Below are 19,494 nucleotides of genomic sequence, written 5' to 3'. Positions count from 1 at the left end.
TAGATTTGTCTACTTAAACCACTATTTTTTATTTTCTCGCGCCAAGACGCGATTTATACAAAGTTGTATTCAAAGATATTACTTCTTTTTGTCCTTTACCCTTTTCCCCCAAAGGACGTTAACGCTGGGGTTTTAATTCAATTTCGCTATAAATCTGCAATGCAGAACGCCAAACTATATAGCCTTCAGGACTTAAGTGTAAGCCATCAGTAGTAAATTCGCGGCGGAGATTACCTTGCTTGTTGGTAAACAGGGGATATAAATTGAGATATTTGACACCTTTTTTGGTAGATATGCTTTGCAGTTGCTGATTAAACTCGCGAATGCGACTATTGGCAACAGCCAGAAGTTTATCTCGTCCTTTCCAAGTTGCTTCTTCTGCCCCATGTGGCAAAATCGATTGGACAACAATTTGCGCTGTGGGATGCACCTTTCGTAAGTAACTGATAATTTGCCGCTGATTATCTAAAATTACCCCGTCGCTCATCCCTCCAATTAGGTCATTAATGCCAATCATTACAAAAATCACCTCTGGCTGGGTGCGGTCAAATATCTTCAATCTTTTCAAGAGTCCATTGCTGGTTTCGCCAGAAATTCCTTGATTGAGCCAATTTTTACCTTCAGGTAATAACTCAGGGGGAAACCACAAACTCAGAGAATCTCCCACCAGGATGCTTAAATGCGGAGTCCGGTGGTCAGCGGCTACCTTGGCTTCTTGCTTGAGGATGTCTACCCACTCTTGGTAAGTGAGTTGGTGACGGCGACCCAAATCAGGTGTAACAATTTGGTGATCGCTGTTCAGGTTGATTGGCTCTGGGGATGTTATTATCCCAAAAAAAGCGGTCAATCTCTGCTGTTGCCAAATTAGCAGAATGACCGCCAACATTAAGATGCCGTTGGTTAACAGCGAGAAAAATGCCCAGATAGGAAAGGTTTTAAAAGAAGTAGACACGACTAGCGAAATTTACCAATTATTTGAATCAAATTTTAACGCTAGCGATCGCAAATTACCCAAATTTTAGATTTTGAATTTTGAATTTTGGTGAAGCAGCACGGTCTTGGAAGTTTCCCCTATGAGTGACTGCACCAAGCCGAAGGAATTGAAAGAAAAATCTCAAATCCAAAATTGAATGACTCAGCACTCAGTACTACTGAATGGAACCATCGCCAAACTCGGAGTTGTAACCTTCTTCACCATGTTCATTGATATCCAAACCTTGTAATTCAGCTTCCTGTTTGACTCGCAGTCCGACTGTAGCATCGATAATCTTAATAATAATCCACGTACCAACACCTGCGAGCGCATAGGCAACGGCAATTGCAACTAGTTGAACTCCTAATTCCCCAAAATTACCACGTAGCACTCCGTCTTTACCTCCTCCGTTGATTTCAGTCGTGGCAAAGATGCCCGTTAAAATTGCCCCCACTGTACCACCAACACCATGCACAAAATAGCTATCTAAAGCATCGTCAATTTTTAGCTTGTGCTTGTAACTTATCGAATAGAAGCAAACAAAGGCGGTGACGAAACCAATTAAAATTGCTGATAGCGGTGTCACAAATCCGGCGGCGGGAGTAATGCCGACTAAACCAGCAACGAGTCCTGTAGCTGCTCCCACAGCGGTTGGTTTACCCCGTAAAACCCCTTCCAAAATTAGGAACATTAAAGCCCCCGCCGCCGCCGCTGTATTGGTGGCAACAAAGGCTGATGTTGCCACATTTGTGACTAAGTTACCAGAAGTTCCACTAGCAACAGATAGGGCACTCCCAGCGTTGAAACCGAACCAGCCAAACCACAGCAAGCCAGCACCCAGCAAAATATACGGAACGTTGTGCGGAGGGCTAAGACGATCGGGATGGGTTTTCCGAGCGCCAAGGACGCTCGCAGCTACCAGGGCAGAAACGCCAGAACTGATATGAACTACTGTACCGCCTGCAAAGTCGAGGGCACCTAATCCACCATACAAACCCAAGAATCCACCTTTCGCCCATACCATGTGGGCGAGGGGAGCATAAACAAAGGTTGACCACAGCAGGACAAACAGCGAATAGGCGCGGAAACTCATCCGCTCAACGATCGCCCCAGAAATTAAGGCTGGGGTGATAATGGCAAACATCGCTTGATAAATCATGAACGCCTGGTGGGGAATCGTTCCAGCGTAGGAGACAACATCAGCATATTTGGAGTCTGCTGCTTTGAGCGCATCTTCGTATGGCAGATGCGGCAAGTAGCCTTGAATCTCTAAACCGACACCATTCAACCCCAACCATTGCAATCCACCGATGAACGGTAAACCTGGCGCAAAGGCAAGACTATAGCCCCACAGAATCCAGGTAACTCCCACGATCGCCATCAACACAAAGCTCATCATCAATGTGTTTAGGACGTTGCGCGATCGCACAAATCCACCATAGAAGAACGCCAATCCTGGTGTCATTAGCAGCACTAGTGCGGCTGAAATCAGCATAAATGCCGTATCTCCAGTATCAGCAGTAGGCACAGTCACGGCTGGTGTTTGGGCAAAAGCGTTGCCCATCAGCGGTACTCCCAAAATCAATAGGGTGATAGCCCCAATCATTACAACTTTCTTCAACACTTGTTTTTCTTCCTAAGCACCTATTTTTTGTATACTTAACTACATTTGATTCCTTTTGGTTAGACATTTTTGTCTTTAAAGATACTTAATCTTAATTTTCTTGAAATGTTAACAAAAAAAATATAATCCTGATTGTAGTTGCCAAAATTTAAATAAGAGTGTAGCCATGCAATCATTACATCTTTTATTGAAAAATAACATTTTATTCAAGCGCTATGACATTCCAAATTTTTAGTTACCTATTGTTACAAACCAAGATAATTGTGAGAATTTATAATAATTCTCAATTATCAGATAATTTACCGAAATATCTGATGATTTTTCTTTATATCTCACGTATAAACCCGTTGAGATCCGCATGGTTGCTTCTCACCAATTAGCGCTCTTTTATTACTCTCATTAGAGAATATAGACATTTTAGTTAAGTTCTGGGTGCAAACATGATAATTAAAACACTCACTAAAGCGAAACTTGCTCCTATTAGGTCGTAGCGGTCTGGAGTTACCCCGTCTACCTTCCAACCCCAAAGCATTGCCATTGCGATAAACACGCCACCGTAAGCCGCATACACTCTGCCAAAACTTGCCGGTTGGAGAGTTGCAATAACCCCATAGAAAGCTAAAGCAATTCCACCCAATATGCCCCACCAGAACGGCTTACCTTCGCGCAACCACAACCAGACTAAGTAGCCGCCCCCAATTTCAAATAAACCAGCCCAGAAAAAATACAGCAGGGACTTAATCATTTGACCGATTCTTTAATAAGGTCGAACTCAGTGAAATTACGCTAACGCTTTTAACCAAACTATTGTCATTAATTGAAGTAAGTTTGTTGAACTGGATATTGGGCATTGGGCATTGGGCATTAGGCATTAGGCATTGGGCATTAGGCATAGAGCATTGGGCATTGGTTATTTCCTTCCCCCCTGCCTCCCCTGCCTCCCCTGCCCCCCCTGCCTCCCCTGCCCCCTGCCCCCTGCTTCTTCCCCAGTCCCCAAAATGTAGATAAGGCTCAAGGATGAAAGCACCATTACCTGATAACGAAGCACAAAGAATCGAGACGCTTTTGGAGTATAAGATTCTCGACACACCATCTGAAGCCGCTTTTGACGACCTCACCCGTTTAGCCTCGTATATTTGTCAGACTCCTATTGCTTTAATTAGCTTAGTTGATACAAACCGTCAGTGGTTCAAGTCAAAAGTCGGTTTGGATGCCCTAGAAACACATCGAGATTTGGCATTCTGTGCCCATGCTATTCTACAGCCTGATGTTTTGGTTGTGCCTGATGCAACAGATGACGAAAGGTTCGCTGCAAACCCACTGGTCACTTCTGACCCAAATATTCGGTTTTATGCTGGTGTACCTCTGATTAATCCTGAGGGATATGCACTAGGAACCCTATGTGTGATTGACTACCTACCACGAGAACTTACTCCAGATCAGATAGAGGCATTACGAACCTTAGGTCGTCAAGTCATCAAGCAACTGGAATTGCAGCGAAATTTAGCAAGTTTGGTACTTATGACCAACAAAGACAAACAGGCGCAGAGGATACGTAAGCAATTTTTCAAAAAGATTGCGACAGGTTTTGGTTTAGCGTCGGCAATTTTAGTTTTGATTGGTGTGGTTTCCGATCAAAATACAAGAGTATCTATTAATAATTCGATTTTAGTAAAAAATACTTATAAAAAAATCAACAGTCTAGAAGAACTACAGTCTCAGATAAAGGATGCGGAGACTGGACAACGTAGTTACATCCTCACTGGAAAACAAATTTATCTTAAACCTTATCAAGCAGCACTTGCTAACGTCGATCAAGAAATTGCCAATTTGAAGAATTTGACAGCAGATCAACCGAACCAACAAAAGCAGATTACAACCCTTGAATCTCTGATAACGGCTAAACTTACTGAACTAAAACAGACTATTGACTTGCGCCAGAATAAGGGATTAGAAGCGGCGTTGCAAGTACTACTGAAAAATGAGGAACAAAATCTCATAAATGATATCCGCAAGATGATCAATGAGATGGAGAACGAGGAAAAGGGGCGACTCCAGCAGCAATCACAAGTAAAAAAAGCCAGGAGTCACAACACAATTTTGACACTTACGATCGCCATCTGCCTAAGTTTTATCGTTCTTGCTGTAGTTTACTACTTCATCTATCGTGAGGTCAGGGAGCGCAAAAGGACAGAAGAAGCCTTAAATCAAGAACGCAACTTTATCTCAACAGTCCTTGATACAGTCGGCGCGTTGGTAATAGTTCTTGACAGACAAGGGCAAATCGTTCGTTTCAATCAAGCTTGTGAGCAAATAACCGGTTACTCTTTCGATGAGGTGAGGGGTAGGTATTTCTGGAACTTGTTCCTACTTCCTGAAGAGGTGGAGTCAGTCAAAGCAGTTTTTGGGCAATTGCTAATTGGTAGAGGCTTCCTGAAGTACGAAAACTATTGGGTAATGAAGGATGGCAGTCGGCGACTTATTGCCTGGTCGAATACCTTCTTAAAAGACTATGAAGGATCAGTGGAATACATTGTTGGCACTGGCATTGACATCACCGATGGCAAACGAGCACAACAGCATTTAACTGCACAATATGCTGCAACCCGCGTTTTAGCGGAGTCCGCCACGACGCGCGAAGCTACTCGCCAAATCCTACAAGGGATCTGCGAGAGTTTGGGATGGGATTTGGGTGAAATTTGGATGGTGGATCAGCAAGCAAATGTGCTGCGTTTTCTCGATATGTGGCATAAAGCATCCCTTGAAGTGCAAGAGTTTGAAGCACTGAATCGGCAAACCACGTTTACACCAGGAATTGGACTACCTGGTCGGGTTTGGGCTAGTTCTGAACCTGTTTGGATCGCTGATGTCGTTAAAGAACTCAGTTTCTCCCGCTTCAAAATTAACGCTCAAGTAGAATTACACGCAGCTTTTGGTTTTCCGATCCGCAGCGGTCACAAAATCCTCGGTGTCATTACCTGCTTCAACCGTGAAATCCAGCCACCTGACCAAGATTTGGCAAAAACGATGAATTCTATCGGTGAGCAAGTGGGGCAGTTTATTGAGCGTAAACAAGCTGAAGAAGAAATACAACGCCAAAACTTGCGATCGCAACTATTTACTGAAATCACCCTCAAGATTCGCCAGTCTTTGCAAATCGAAGAAATTCTCCAAATCACTGTCGAGGAGGTGCAAAAGATTCTCCAGACTGACCGAGTTTTGATCTATCAGCTTTTGCCAGATGAGTCTGCACCCACTGTTATTGAAGCAGTAGTTTCTGGCTTACCAGCAATCAAAGAGCAAAATATCGCCGTCCCCTACTTTCAAGCCGAATATCTACAACAGCACTATCTACAGCAGTACCGTCAAGGACAGATTTTCGGGCTGGCTAACTTTGAGCTACCGGAAGTTGAACAAAGCCATCTGGAATTAATGCAACAGTTTGGGGTCAAAGTCAATTTGGTTGTGCCCATTCTTGTCAAAGAAGAACTTTGCGGTTTGCTCATAGTTCATCAGTGTGACGATTCGCACCACTGGTCTAGCTTTGAAACTGATCTTTTGCGGCAAATAGCCGACCAAGTAGGTATTGCCTTAGCCCAAGCCCAACTATTAGCAGCAGAAACTCGTCAGCGACAAGAACTTGAAATTGCCCGTCGCCAAGCCGAATTAGCTTCTCAGACTAAAAGTGCCTTTTTGGCAAATATAAGTCATGAAATTCGTACTCCGATGAACGCTGTATTGGGAATGACCAGTTTGGTGTTAGATACTCCCTTAGACGCAGAACAGCGAGATTTCATTGAAATAATTCGGAGTAGTGGAGATGCCCTTTTAAGTTTAATCAACGAGATTTTAGATCTTTCCAAACTTGAGGCTGGAGAGATGGCTCTCGAAACTCTAGATTTTGACCTATCCACTTGTGTTGAAGAAGTGGTGGAATTATTGGCTCCCTCAGCCCATAACAAGGGATTAGAAATTGCCGCACTGATTGAGCACAACGTTCCCACCCACCTCAAAGGAGACGCTGGTAGGCTGCGGCAAATTCTCATGAACCTAATCAGCAACGCTATCAAGTTCACCAGCGCTGGCGAAGTATTAGTGCAAGCCGAATTGCGAACGCTTTCCTCCACTACAGCCACCATCCATTTTGCGATCACCGATACGGGTCTTGGCATTAGCCCTGAAGACCAACGCAAACTCTTTGCGCCATTTACCCAAGTGGATGCTTCTACCACTCGCAAGTATGGTGGTACCGGTTTGGGATTAGCCATCTGTAAACAACTGGTCACCTTGATGGGAGGAGTGATTGGGGTAGAAAGTCAGATGGGGAAAGGATCTGAATTCTGGTTTGAGGTGCTTTTTACCAAGCAAGTTGAGCCTATTTTGCCAAAATACGATCGCGGACTTTTGAACAATCGCCGCTTGTTAATCGTGGATAACAACGCTACTAATTGCAAAATTATCTACCATCAAGCTACTCATTGGGGAATGCAGGTAGATCAAGCTGACAGTGTTGCTGCTGCACTCATTGCTATTCAGTCAGCTTGTGAGCAGGGGAAATCCTATGATATCGCCTTAGTTGACATCCAAATACTTCAAGCAAATAGCATGACAATAAAAGAACAAATTAAAGCCAATTCTGCAATTACTGAGATACCTTTGATTATGCTCACCTCTACTAATCAACTGGATGAAGTGCAGCAGGCGCTCAAAATCGGATTTGCGGCTTATTTGGTCAAACCCGTTAAGTCATCACGACTACGTGATATCATCATAACTATTTTAGAAACTCAGCCTGAATCAGAACAAGGGGCTAGAGGCTGGAGTCCAGAGGCTACTGAAGAAGTCCGAAGTACAGAAACTTCAGGCATTCTTACTTCCTCTTTCCATAACCCCTTGACTAAATCCAAGTTCAAGTTAAGAATTCTGCTAGCTGAAGATAATTTGGTGAATCAGAAAGTAGCCTTGAAGCAACTCGAGAGTTTGGGCTACAAAGCCGATGTCGTTGCGAATGGAAAGGAAGTTTTGCAGTTATTAGAAAAAATTCCTTACGATTTGATTCTAATGGATTGCCAAATGCCAATTCTCGACGGTTTGGAAACCACAAAAGAAATTCATCGTTGGCAAGAGGACGCCTTTGCCCTGCGCCGTCGTCCTGTGGTGATTGCGATGACGGCTAATGCGATGAAAGAAGATGAACAAATGTGTATAAATGCAGGAATGGACGACTATCTGAGTAAGCCAGTGTTTCAAGAAAAATTGGCTGCGACTCTAGAGCATTGGACAGGCGTGATCCTCTCAAAACTAGAGGCAGTTGTGTATGAGCAGACAGTTTCCATTGAGCTAGCAATTGATTGGGAACACTTGCATCGGATATCGGGAAATGACGCAGAATTTGAATTAAATCTATTGCAAATATGCGTTGAAGATATTGAACCCCGTTTAGAGATAATTAAAGCAGCGATCGCATCTCACAACTTTGGGCAAATAGCGCGAGAAGCTCATCACCTTAAAGGTATTAGTATCAACATTGGAGCCACAGCTATGTACCTAGCAGCTGACAAACTAGAACAATTGGTTTACCATCAAGACCTTAGAGATACTACTAACTTAATTTTAGAGTTAAAAGAATTTGTCAACTCCATTCAAGACTTTTTAATCAGAAACAAAGTAACAAATCACACTTTATTACCAATCCAAAATGATCGGGCATAAACCCGCAATTAAGATGCAAAAACAGCCTTGATGCAGCCGTGGTAGAATAATTAGGTATAGATTAATACAAGTTTTACACAGACAAAAACCTGCATAGAATCTTCCTACGTCTCCAACAACTTTAGACGACAGGTTTGCTGATATAGTAGCTGATACCGTCAGTACTTGGCGATTTATGATTATTCAAGAGGTATTATGAAACGCTTAATCTACATCATCCCCCTTACTGCAATTGGCTTACTGACATTGGTAGGATGCAACAGCGCTCCACAATCTACTACCCAGGCTCCTGCTACCACTGAAACTACAGCGGGGACAACAGTATCCAAAACTACTGGTGCTACGCAGGGAGGTTTTAGTACTTTGGTCAGTGTAGTTTCAAATACAAAAACTGCGGTGTCAGCCGGAAAGTTTGACAAAGCTCAACAGGAATTTGATAAGTTTGAAAACTCTTGGTCTAAGGTTGAGGATGGTGTCAAAACTAAATCTTCAAAAACCTATACTGTCATCGAAGATGCTGCGGACCAGGTGAAGGATGCGCTGAAAGCAAAAGATAAAGCGAAAGCTCTTAAAGGGTTACAAACACTTGACACAAATATCGCCACTGTTTCTAAAGGGTAGGTTAAATTGATAACGCTCACATGAGAACCGCTCACCAGTACCGATTAAGATTGACAAAATTGCAGCAAGCCACGATGGATAAGTGGCTTGAACTTGTCCGTCGTCAATACAACTATCGGTTAGCAGAGCGCTTGGACTGGTACGAGCAGAATCGATGTGACATTAATGCTTGTCCGCTCATCTGCTACTTACCAAAGTTGAGAGACCGTCCTGATTTCTATTCGCAGAAGCGGGATTTGGTCAACTCAAAAAAGCTGTTTCCTGAATATAAAGAGCTTCCTTCTCATACCTTGCAAGACGTGATTGCGCGGGTCGAAAAGACGTTTGACCGATGGTTAAGCGGTGACAGCAACGGTAAGCGAAGTGGTAAGCCCAGATTCAAAAGTCAGGGACGATTTCGGTCAATTGCATTTCCAGATCCCATCAAACCAGAACACATTGACGGGCGCGAAAGTGTCCGATCTGTCGTATCCTCGTGGCGCATTTCGCGGTTTATCCAACTTCCGAAAATTGGCAAGTTAAAGATGATTTTGCATCGTCCGTTACCCGATGGATTTAAGGTAAAGACGGCTGCAATCATCAAGAAGGTTGATGTCACACAAACAGTTCTATACCTCATCAAGTTGCAAACTGCTATAGTTTCCACTGGAGATTTTGGATAATGCGTTCATTTCGCAAGTACCACCGGACTCTGGCGATTATTTTAGCTTTACCGCTTGCTGTAACATTGTTAACTGGTATTGCAGCTACGCTGGTAGGTGAGTGGTCAGCTAACCTTGGAGTTGGGCGTAGTCTACTGCTTTCGATTCATCGTGGTGAAATCTTCGGTTTACAGGGAATCTACCCGATTTTGAACGGACTAGGACTATTAGGGTTGTTGGTTACTGGATTAAGTATGACTAGTTTGTTTGCTAAGAAAAGGTCAAAATCCGAGAAGGAGTAGAAAAGGTATAACTTTACTCAAGAGCGATCGCAGTCTTTTAAGATATAAAGACAAGTAGGTTCCGGTACGATCGTGAAAGTGTCATGAAGGCATAACCCATTGTCTCCAGTGCTGCAAAACCCATTGCAGAAGCAGTTTCCAGAGGTATTCCTAGTCCTTCCCAGCGAAGGCGACTTTTTAAATAGAATCCAAGGGAAAATCAACATCTCTATGCCAACATGTACAGGGAGTGATTTTCTTTGCTTAGATTCCCAGAACACGACTTGACTTAGGATAGAACTGTAAAGAGACAGAAGGAAGGAAAAAGTACTTTCATGCGTCATAGTATATATCATGTCTAGCTACTTACAGCAGAATTATTAAGTAAAACAGGCTTTATGTCTGATTTCGAGACTTAGGTTGTGTACTTCATCAAATTGAAATCCGCTGGAATTTGGACAGACATAACTTTTTCAATTCTTTGACAAGCTCCTGTAACATCAAGCTCTTAACTTAAAAAATATTAGTCTTAGCGAAATAATTATCCGTGACAACAACCAGAAAAATCTTGACAAATTCTTGACTTTATCTTTTAAAGTTAAGCTATAAAATGATTCCAGTCACGATTAACGTCAGCACCTTAATCATCAAAATTAAGAATTGCATTCTAATTTAGTTTTTGAATTTCACACTAATTCTCTCGGATTGAAATCTATTTCCCTCTAAACCAACAAGTATCTCTGAAGGTTTAAATAACTATGAATAATCTATCTAACCAGTTTCTAGAAGTAAGTAATAAAAATGAAAAACCTTCATATACTGCTGATACAGTGCGTGTTTATCTTTGCGAAATTGGACGTATACCTTTATTAACTCATGAGCAAGAGATTAATTTCGCCAAGCAAGTTCAACAAATGATGGTTTTACTGGCTGCGAAAGAAAAATTAGCTATTCAATTAAAACGTCAACCGACACAACAAGAGTGGATTGAAAATATAAATATCGGTGAAAAATCACTGCTGCAACAGCTACATCAGGGACATCAAGCCAAGCAGAAAATGATTCAGTCTAACCTGCGACTTGTAGTGTCTATTGCGAAAAAATATCAAAGACATAACCTAGATTTTCTCGACTTAATTCAAGAAGGAAGTTTAGGTTTAGAGCGAGGAGTTGAGAAATTTGACCCTACTAAAGGGTACAAGTTTTCAACTTATGGCTATTGGTGGATTCGTCAGGCAATTACACGAGCGATCGCCGAACAAGGACGTACTATCCGCTTGCCTATTCATATTACAGAAAAACTGAACAAAATCAAGCGTACTCAACGTGAACTAACTCAAAAATTAGGTCGTACTCCTACCGCAGTTGAGATTGCCGAACAACTATCTTTAGATCCCAAACAAATTCGAGATTATTTACTCTTAGCACGTAAAACTGTCTCTCTAGAATTGCGAGTTGGCTTAGAAAAAGATACAGAATTACAAGATATGTTGGAGGATGATGGACTCTCTCCAGAATTATACGCTGATCAAAAATTTCTCCAACAAAATATTCAACTTTTATTGTCAAATTTAACTCCCCAGCAACGAGAAATATTAACTTTACGTTTTGGTTTAACAGATGGAAATGAACTTTCTTTAGTGGAGATTGGTCAACGTATGGGTATTAGTCGAGAACGAGTACGACAGATAGAGCAACAAGCTTTAGGTACTCTACGAAGACATAAGAATAAGATAGACAACTATCTAGCTAGTTAATTCGTAATACTCGCCATTTGCGTAGCGTCTCGTAGAGAAGGCGAGAAGCAAGCTACGTAATGATGCTCTCTACCAGACGCGCAAGGGACGCAAACTCGCTAACGTAATTAAGTTTTGTAACTGGGACTTGTGTTGAGCGTAGCCGAAACATTTACACCCCGCCACAAAATTTGCCGCTTGTTAGTTGCTCTTTACTTAAACCCTGAGAATTTGGTAAATTCTGATCGGCGATGTCTACGACAACCTGCTAAAAGCGTCTATGCAACCTACAAAAACAAAGATTGAACAGTCAGATCCTTTAGGGTGATGGTGAAATTACGCTGTTCTGCTGTAGCAATGAATGAAACGATCGCTTCACACGCCACAGCCACGGTTAACATCACTAGGTTTCGTGCCAGGGGATAATCACAGACATCATCATTAACCTCAGAAGGAACGCGATAAACGTCATTCCAAATCACTTCTGCATAATCTGCTGATAGTCCAGCATGAAGACAAAGGATGCTTAATTGTTCAGCATAATCTTTCACTGCTTGACGTGCCACACTATTGTCAAAGACATCGACAATTAGCTGGCTGTCTTTGAGTAGTTGAGTTGTATTTGCTGGTGTCAACTCCTTTGTTTTGGCATCAACTTTAGTACCAATTGCTCGATATAAATTGTTCGCCAAGATTTTCGCCTTGAATGCTCCAACATCGGAACGGTAGTAAGGCTGAGTCGAAAGATTACGCTCCTCAATGCGATGGCTACGCCCGCCGCAGGCATCGCGATCAATTACTATAAGTTTATCAAAACCAGACCGAGCTAAGTTTTCCGCAATGTTAGCTCCTAATGCTCCAGCGCCACAAATTGTTACCGGATAATCCTTAAGCTTTGCGATCACAGCATTGGTGCGGTAAAGTTGTTCGTGAAAAAAGATACTCATTGTCCTCACCACTCTTGTTGTTCCATCACACCCACTAAGGATTGCAAGTCAAAATCGCGATCGCGTCCACTTAGGCAAATACCAGAACTAACAACAGTCAAATCAGTTTTAGCGATCGCACTACTATGGCGAACACCATCAGCAGTTGTCCAATCGACTGTCCAGTAGTCGTTGCGATCGTGGAATTGAGTTAAGGTACCGCCGCCCATTTGCAAAGCCTTTCTCAGTCGCTTTTCATCCTGTTGGGGTTGAGTAAATCCCTCAATCCGCCGAGTTGCTAATTGATACACTGTGCGAATTTCTGGAGTAATGCCCTTAAACTGTAATTCCTCAGCAGGAATGAGTTGCTTGACGGCAGATTGCAGAGTTTCAGCAATTACCGGATCGGTACAGCGATCTACTTCCTCGAACCAGCAAGACTGTCCATTCCATCGGGCAATGATTTGCTCAAAGGCGATACCCTCAGTAACTAAGTGGACTGCGATCGGTTTCACTACCTTCAACCGTTGACGCATATCTGCTTCATTCACGGGGTATGCCAACCAAGTTTGTTTCCGCAGTTGGTGTGCTAACCGCAGGCGTATTTGGGAAAGTTTTGCAGGTATTCCGCAATTTGGGGGAAGTCTGCTTCTGCTACAACGCTTGCTGTCTTCTCATCCACAGGCTGAAAAATACCCCAACCTTCAAATTTACTAGGCTTTGGCGTGAAGGTGTAGACCATCCCGGCTACCCTTGTGCGAACTCGTCCACCTTTAACACAAGGCGCAAGGAATTGGGTAGCAGACAACTCTGCTTCTGCGATCGCAATTTGGTTGATTAGCTTAAATATGTTAGTCATAACTAATACCAATTTTCAAAAATAAGGCTACCAATGCAACCCTAAAAACCGTGGTAAAATCTAACTTTCTTAATTACGAATTAATATAATTATGCGTGCAAGTTGGTGGAGCATTGCGTGTTCTCAGTTACTAGAGGGACTCCGCTGGTGAGCTTTTACACACTCTTTCAAGGATGGCTACTTTTAAGCCTACCTCCCAGGTTCTTCGCACTCCCCTTCACACGCCCACTGCATTTGGCAGTGTTACTTTTCCTCTCGTACTAGTATGTAGGCTCCACTAGTTGGGGCACGCAGGATATTATTATAATACAATATACTACAAAATCAATGAAAAAGCGATCGCGGTTGTCATTGCCATCCTTTAGAACTCATTTATCCTCTCGCACAGGCAACGGCATATCCAAAATCTCCATCAGTAAATCCAGACGAGAGGGGCGCGTTAGCAGTGGAACGATGTTCGGCAAGCTGTAGTAGTCACCCGCAAAAGTAAACGTATCTACAGGTGCTTGCTGCTGCTTCAATTGACTCTCCACCCAGTCGTAATGAGTACCCACACGGACAATCACCACATTGGGCATTATCGCCAACTCCCGGCAGTAAGTCTTGTAGACTTCACCAAAGTAAGGAGCCGCATTTTCGCCCTCATCCGTCACTATGATAATTTGGTCAACAACCTGCTTTTTCCGTCGCATTGCTTCCAATCCACAGCCGATGCTAGTGCTACCGCCTGCGTTGATGTGCTGGAAGGCACGCTCCCAGTCGGTCAACTCCTTGCCCTTTGCCGTAACAGCGTAAGGAATGGTGTCAAAGGCGTAGACAAACAGTTCTGCCTGAGTGATATCAGAGATTAGAGCAGCAAGTTGCTTACCGATCGCGATCGCATTTTCCATTGAACCAGACTTGTCCACCAATAAAGCAGTTGGACGAGCGATCGCACCACGCCGCTTTACCTGTTCGTTTGTCACCTTTTCCAGTTGAGCAACCGTGTCTGCGTCGAAATCTCCTGCGTCTGTCGCAATCTGTGCTTTGAATGCTGAGACACGCGTACTCTTAGACGCTTCTTCCAGCTTGGAATCAATCAGCTTCTTGACTTGTGGGTGATCCATTGCACCTCTAGTCTGGAGAGACTTGAGGTTGTTGATCGCTTCTTGAGGAGACATGCTGTTGATTAACGCCACCAGCACAACTGGTGTAAGTTGCTTGATCGCACCAATTGCGATCGTGTAGGGAATTTTGAACTCCACAATTAGCTGTGCCTGTTCGGCGGCATTTTCTGCCTTAGCAAGGTGCTTCAGCATATCTGCTAACGAACCCTCTGGAGGAGTATCGCCAAACAGAATCGCATTTGCCCGCTCATTTGGCTTGATATGTAGTGAAGCATATAAGTGCTTCATTGCCTTACGACCTCGCAAAGCAGCGCGATCAAACAGAGCCGGATTGCTCTCCCGTGTCTTCAAGTAACGCCGTACCGCAGTCCGAGCGGAACGAGGCAGCTTATTCTGCTGCTGCTTCATGAAGTCCACCACACGAGCCACCTGATAGGGTGGAAACTCTTGCAGCATAATAAATCCAGCATCTCGGTGTTCAGTCAAATTGCTAGTCAACAAGTGAGCAATAAATACTTCCTTGTGATCGCGGACATCACCATGACGCTGATACCAGATTGCCAGGTGTCCGTAGAAGATGGGATCGAGTTCAACAATTAACTGATGAATTTCTGCGACTTGCTCAAGTTTGCGGTGAGGAGTTGTGAGCAAACTGTTGAGCATTTCCAGGCGTAGGTCACGTTCTGCGGTTTTCATAAGAACCTCCTCTAGGAATTTTGGATTTTGGACTTTCCTGCGGAACGCTACGCGAACGGCTACGCTCAGTCGAACGATTTTAGATTTTGGATTGCAATCTAAAATCCAAAATTGAAGGAGGCAGATGTTGCACGCGGGGGGATAAAGTCACCGCGCAAGTTGTAGAAGCATTGTGTATAACTTGTGCATAGTTATGTAAGCTTCTGCGATCGGGGCGCGGCAACAACTGCCAGTTTTGATCTAAGGGATCGAAATCGTTGGCACTACTCCCTAAAAGTAGTAGCTGCGTAAGCTACCATCATATCTGCCGCTATTGCGACAGCACTTTTTGAAAGCAGCGACCAGAACCACAAAGACAAAGGTCATTGTTACCAAGCTTTTCCTGTAGTTCCTTGTCGCCATGAACAAGGCGGTCGCCACGTTTAACAGCTTTTTCAGATGGGTAGCCACGACGACGTTTACTTGATGATTCAAAAGCAGAAATCGTCAAATTCGTCAAAGTCTTCAGGCTCGATATTGAAAGAATTAATCTTTTTCATCGTTCTCACCTCCATGTTGAAATGAAATAAGATCACCTCGTGCAAGTCGAAAAAGCTGTTGATTCACACACGGGATTTGAACCCGTAGTTGCTTGATCTCAAGTCAAGTGCCTTACCATTTGGCTAGTATGTAAGCTTTTTCAGTTAGGGCACGAAGTGAAAATTTTAGTTTTTAGAAAGTTGATTTAAAATAAATCGAATTTCTTTCTTGTTACATTGCTTTTTACTAACAGCGTAAATCATTCGACCTCTATACAATGCGGCAGAACGATGAATTATAGCTTAAACCTAGAGTTAACAAAAATTTATCAGGAATGTTTTTTGTTTTAAGTATACTTCTCAGTAGACTTTGATAATTTATCTATTGTACTTGTACCATGAAAATTCGTAGAACTTTGCTGGGATTGACAATTAGCATACTTTCGGTAATGAGCCTTTCTGATATCTGGAACATTCAGAAGGTTTTAGCTGAATCTGTCAACGATACCAACTCCAAACAGGCAGTTTGCAGCAATTTTGTGACTGGTACATATCTGACGACAATCAAAAACAGCAAGGGAAAATTTGCTTCACGTGGACTGATCACTCTTACCAAGGAAGGCAATTTTATTGTCGGTGACTCAGACCAAGGTGGTGTGTCGGGTGTGTTCAATCCTTTTACCACTGGTCAGGGTACTTGGGCGTGTACTGGAAGGAAAGAGATTACTGCTAGAGCAATCGACTTTTCTCTGTCAAACCAAGGCGGTACTGGCATTGCTCGTGCTGATTATAGCGCTACATTTGATCCAACAACTCAAACAGTACAAGGGACAATCTCGCTTCATTTCTTTCCTCTACAAAGTAATCCCCTAGAGGGTAGTGGAACAAATGGAGGGACAACCTTCTTTACAGGGAAGCTTGTCACGGCTAAATAGTATCAGAGCAACATTGTGTGATAGTTTACGTAGTTTTACGTATTGCTGAAAAAATCTTGTAACGTGGACAAGCGATTAAGCAAGTCACACTATGAGCATTTACAAAGTTTATGTTTTAAACTTTCTTGCCTTCTGCTTTGAAAGTCCTAAGCTAGAAGTTACGATTGAAGAATTAAAAGTGATGAATAAAAGAAACTAATTTCTTCAAAACTTCTAACTCCTAACTCCTAACTCCTAACCTCTAACTCCCGTCTTCCAGGCACTTTAACCATAGACAGCTTCAGGGCGGATGATCAAATCACCACTGGGACGGCGATCAATTACGTAAACAGAGAGGCGATCGCTATTCACATCTAAATGCCGAGCAACGCGCTCCTTGACTGCCATATCATTCATCCCTGCTGCAATTCCCAATTGTGTTTTTGGGACATCAACGGAACGTCCTTCAAATCGAATATGAACCATTGCAATCACCTCTGATTTTAATTACGAATTGATATTAGTGGATCTGATCGGGATTGAACCGATACCCTCCCTGTGAGAGTTACACTCACACCTCGTGCAAGTTGAAAAAGCTGTGGTAACACCGCAGGAATTGAACCTGCACTTATCGTTTAAGATACGATCGCTCTACCATTGAGCAAGTATGTAAGCTTTTTCTGTCAGGCCACAAGTGACATCTGGGAACTCTACCGTTAGAGCTACAGACCCAAGGCAGGCATAATTGTGATGCTCTTATTCAGGCGATGTAACTCGACTTGCTAAGGAAGCGTCTACACGAAGTAGAGTCTAGTGGAACCGTCGGGAATTGTAGGCTTTGCCTTCCCGTTCGCGCTAGCGTTGCGTGGCAAAGGATACCCGAATCCTGCAACCGTCCGTTTGTTGGCTTCGCACCAGTCGAACACCAATCGCCACTCCAAAAGTGGGCACTGCCGAAGGAAGTTACTAAGCTAATCCCCAAAAAGTGGCATCTATGCAATTGTCAAGGTTTCAAGAGGTTTTAGTTTTGCCTTTTGAGGAGGCTTTTATCTTTATACTACAAATGTAGTATATACTCTACATAATGTCAAGGGGATACTACAAATTTCGCATTCCAATGCGTGTCAATTAGATCCTCTTTTTTAAAACAAGAGAGCTTACTCCCCTTCCCTTGTAGGGAAGGGGCTGTTCTTGTTAGGTCTTTTTTTATAGTCTACTCAGATGAAAATCGCGCTTATTGCGAAATTAACTGCGGTTATCTATCTGAGCGCGTTGCAAACTTCCAGAAAAGTCAACATAAACACTTTTCCATTCTGTGAAAACATCCAAGGCAGTAGTTCCAGCTTCGCGGTGTCCGTTACCGGTTTGTTTGACACCACCAAAGGGCAAGTGTACCTCTGCACCAATAGTAGGGCCGTTAATATAGGTGATACCTGCTTCGATGTCGCGCATGGCAGTAAAAGCCCGGTTGATATCGCGGGTGTAAACTGAAGAAGAAAGACCATAGTTGCTATCGTTGAGAATTGCGATCGCTTCCTCAAAGGAACTAACCTCAATCAATGCCACTACTGGTCCAAATATCTCTTCACGGGCAACTCGCATATCGGGAGTGACATCATCCAAAATAGTTGGTTGAAAGAAATAACCGTTTTTCAATGAGCCTTCACTGATAATTTCTCCACCAATTAAAACCTTTGCTCCTTCCTCACGGGCGATATCCAAATACTTACTCACCTGTTGGAGTTGCTTTTCATTGACAATCGGGCCAATATCTGTATTAAGGTCAGTGCCAGCACCCAAGCGTAACTTACTGGTACGCTCATAAAGCATGGTGGTAAATTTCTCTTTAATATCACGATGCAAAATTAGACGACTAGTAGCGGTACATCGTTGACCAGTTGTCCCAAAGGCTCCCCATACTGCACCATCGAGAGCAAGTTCTAAATCCGCATCTTCCATCACCACTTGGGCGTTTTTACCACCCATTTCCAGACAGACACGTTTGTGAGTGCGTCCGCAAGTAGCGCCGACAAAAGCGCCCGTTTCTGAAGAACCAGTAAACGACACCAAATCTACATTGGGATGCTCAACTAAAGCTTTACCCGCCTCCTCTCCCACACCATGCACCAAGTTAATTGCTCCTGGTGGTAAACCTGCTTGTTGAAAAATTTCAATCAATTTAGTTGCACAGGCGGAGGTATCTTCGGCAGGTTTGAGAATGACTGTATTGCCACACACCAAAGCTGGCATAGCTTTCCAGCAAGGAATTGCCACTGGGAAATTCCAAGGAGTAATTAAGGCACAAACTCCTATGGGCATTCGCACAGTCATGGCGAATTTATTGGACATTTCCGAGGGTGTGGTTTGCCCGAATAGTCGCCGTCCTTCGCCAGCAGTGTAAAAGGCACAGTCAATACCTTCTTGCACATCTCCCCTAGCTTCTGTCAGGGGTTTACCCATTTCCCGACTGATTAACTGGGCAAGTTCTTCTTTATGCTGGAGTAATATTTCCCCAACGCGAAAGATGTATTCTGCCCTAGCTGGGGCCGGAACTTTGCGCCAACTGTGGTAGGCCTTCCGGGCGGCGGCTACCGCTGTATCTACATCCTTAACTTGGGAACGGGGAAATGTGGCAACGATTTCGGTTTTGTCCGCAGGGTTGCGGCTTTCTAAAGTTGCTTCCCCTACAGCATTCAACCATTGACCGTCAATGTAATTGCGGCAAGATAGCGGAGTTATAATCACAAACACCTCCGACTGATAATCTAGTGGAATTTGTGTACTAAGTTTGCTTGCTTTCTACGTTATCGTCAAGTCAGAATTCAGGAGTCAGGAGTCAGGTTTTTATCTCGTGCAAAGCCAAGGCAGTGCGGCTTTACAGATTGAT

General features: G+C 43.4%; 14 protein-coding genes, 2 tRNA genes, 1 pseudogene and 1 other annotated feature. Of the genes and pseudogenes, 6 read left to right on the top strand and 11 right to left on the bottom strand.

What is annotated here, in order from left to right:
* Window positions 1-118 precede the first annotated feature (118 nt).
* The 3 genes from V7K85_RS05800 to V7K85_RS05790 form a co-directional block, all read right to left on the bottom strand.
* Window positions 119-952 carry an SGNH/GDSL hydrolase family protein gene (locus tag V7K85_RS05800; protein WP_334811707.1) on the bottom strand — a complete coding sequence of 278 codons (834 nt, stop codon included), beginning with the start codon at window positions 950-952 and terminating at the stop codon, window positions 119-121.
* Between the two features lie 196 nt (window positions 953-1,148).
* Window positions 1,149-2,579, bottom strand: a complete 1,431-nt coding sequence (locus V7K85_RS05795; protein ID WP_442940548.1) for an ammonium transporter — start codon at window positions 2,577-2,579, stop codon at window positions 1,149-1,151.
* A gap of 439 nt (window positions 2,580-3,018) precedes the next feature.
* Window positions 3,019-3,342 (bottom strand): YnfA family protein, encoded by a 324-nt coding sequence (locus V7K85_RS05790; protein WP_334811703.1) that lies wholly within the window; start codon window positions 3,340-3,342, stop codon window positions 3,019-3,021.
* Between the two features lie 272 nt (window positions 3,343-3,614).
* Between V7K85_RS05790 and V7K85_RS05785 the strand changes: the two genes are divergently transcribed.
* The 5 genes from V7K85_RS05785 to V7K85_RS05765 all read left to right on the top strand — a co-directional run bounded on the left by V7K85_RS05785 (window position 3,615) and on the right by V7K85_RS05765 (window position 11,609).
* Window positions 3,615-8,309, top strand: coding sequence for a GAF domain-containing protein (locus V7K85_RS05785; protein WP_334811701.1), 4,695 nt, complete (start codon window positions 3,615-3,617; stop codon window positions 8,307-8,309).
* A 195-nt stretch (window positions 8,310-8,504) separates the two neighbouring features.
* On the top strand, window positions 8,505-8,930 hold the full coding sequence (locus V7K85_RS05780; RefSeq protein WP_334811700.1) for a DUF4363 domain-containing protein: 426 nt from the start codon (window positions 8,505-8,507) through the stop codon (window positions 8,928-8,930).
* Window positions 8,931-8,950: 20 nt separating this feature from the next.
* A complete protein-coding gene (locus V7K85_RS05775) occupies window positions 8,951-9,592 on the top strand; it encodes an RNA-guided endonuclease InsQ/TnpB family protein (RefSeq protein WP_334811698.1) in 642 nt (213 codons plus the stop codon).
* Window positions 9,592-9,873 carry a peptidase gene (locus V7K85_RS05770; protein WP_334811697.1) on the top strand — a complete coding sequence of 94 codons (282 nt, stop codon included), beginning with the start codon at window positions 9,592-9,594 and terminating at the stop codon, window positions 9,871-9,873. The genes V7K85_RS05775 and V7K85_RS05770 overlap by 1 nt, the downstream gene beginning before the upstream one ends.
* A gap of 737 nt (window positions 9,874-10,610) precedes the next feature.
* On the top strand, window positions 10,611-11,609 hold the full coding sequence (locus tag V7K85_RS05765) for an RNA polymerase sigma factor, RpoD/SigA family (RefSeq protein WP_334811696.1): 999 nt from the start codon (window positions 10,611-10,613) through the stop codon (window positions 11,607-11,609).
* Between the two features lie 266 nt (window positions 11,610-11,875).
* Here the strand turns inward: V7K85_RS05765 and V7K85_RS05760 are convergent, their stop codons facing one another.
* The 5 genes and pseudogenes from V7K85_RS05760 to V7K85_RS05740 all read right to left on the bottom strand — a co-directional run bounded on the left by V7K85_RS05760 (window position 11,876) and on the right by V7K85_RS05740 (window position 15,847).
* On the bottom strand, window positions 11,876-12,535 hold the full coding sequence (locus tag V7K85_RS05760) for a ThiF family adenylyltransferase (protein ID WP_334811695.1): 660 nt from the start codon (window positions 12,533-12,535) through the stop codon (window positions 11,876-11,878).
* Window positions 12,536-12,540: 5 nt separating this feature from the next.
* Window positions 12,541-13,373: pseudogene (locus V7K85_RS05755) on the bottom strand (hypothetical protein).
* 144 nt (window positions 13,374-13,517) lie between these two features.
* Window positions 13,518-13,573: a sequence feature (23S ribosomal RNA rRNA prediction is too short), on the bottom strand.
* Between the two features lie 168 nt (window positions 13,574-13,741).
* Window positions 13,742-15,175, bottom strand: a complete 1,434-nt coding sequence (locus V7K85_RS05750) for a hypothetical protein (RefSeq protein ID WP_334811694.1) — start codon at window positions 15,173-15,175, stop codon at window positions 13,742-13,744.
* A 310-nt stretch (window positions 15,176-15,485) separates the two neighbouring features.
* Window positions 15,486-15,674, bottom strand: a complete 189-nt coding sequence (locus V7K85_RS05745) for a hypothetical protein (RefSeq protein ID WP_298918255.1) — start codon at window positions 15,672-15,674, stop codon at window positions 15,486-15,488.
* A gap of 104 nt (window positions 15,675-15,778) precedes the next feature.
* Window positions 15,779-15,847, bottom strand: a tRNA-Ser gene (locus V7K85_RS05740).
* A gap of 244 nt (window positions 15,848-16,091) precedes the next feature.
* Between V7K85_RS05740 and V7K85_RS05735 the strand changes: the two genes are divergently transcribed.
* Window positions 16,092-16,628 carry a hypothetical protein gene (locus V7K85_RS05735; RefSeq protein WP_334811693.1) on the top strand — a complete coding sequence of 179 codons (537 nt, stop codon included), beginning with the start codon at window positions 16,092-16,094 and terminating at the stop codon, window positions 16,626-16,628.
* 264 nt (window positions 16,629-16,892) lie between these two features.
* Here V7K85_RS05735 and V7K85_RS05730 read toward each other — a convergent pair whose 3' ends face one another.
* The 3 genes from V7K85_RS05730 to V7K85_RS05720 all read right to left on the bottom strand — a co-directional run bounded on the left by V7K85_RS05730 (window position 16,893) and on the right by V7K85_RS05720 (window position 19,349).
* Window positions 16,893-17,093 (bottom strand): hypothetical protein, encoded by a 201-nt coding sequence (locus tag V7K85_RS05730; RefSeq protein ID WP_334811692.1) that lies wholly within the window; start codon window positions 17,091-17,093, stop codon window positions 16,893-16,895.
* A 113-nt stretch (window positions 17,094-17,206) separates the two neighbouring features.
* Window positions 17,207-17,277: transfer RNA gene (locus V7K85_RS05725), tRNA-Lys, on the bottom strand.
* 575 nt (window positions 17,278-17,852) lie between these two features.
* Window positions 17,853-19,349 carry an aldehyde dehydrogenase family protein gene (locus V7K85_RS05720; protein ID WP_334812029.1) on the bottom strand — a complete coding sequence of 499 codons (1,497 nt, stop codon included), beginning with the start codon at window positions 19,347-19,349 and terminating at the stop codon, window positions 17,853-17,855.
* Window positions 19,350-19,494: the final 145 nt, after the last annotated feature.

Origin of the sequence: Nostoc sp., assembly GCF_036917615.1 — a bacterium.
In the GTDB taxonomy this organism is placed as follows: Bacteria; Cyanobacteriota; Cyanobacteriia; order Cyanobacteriales; family Nostocaceae; genus Nostoc.
This window is presented reverse-complemented; position numbering and strand designations above follow the sequence as displayed.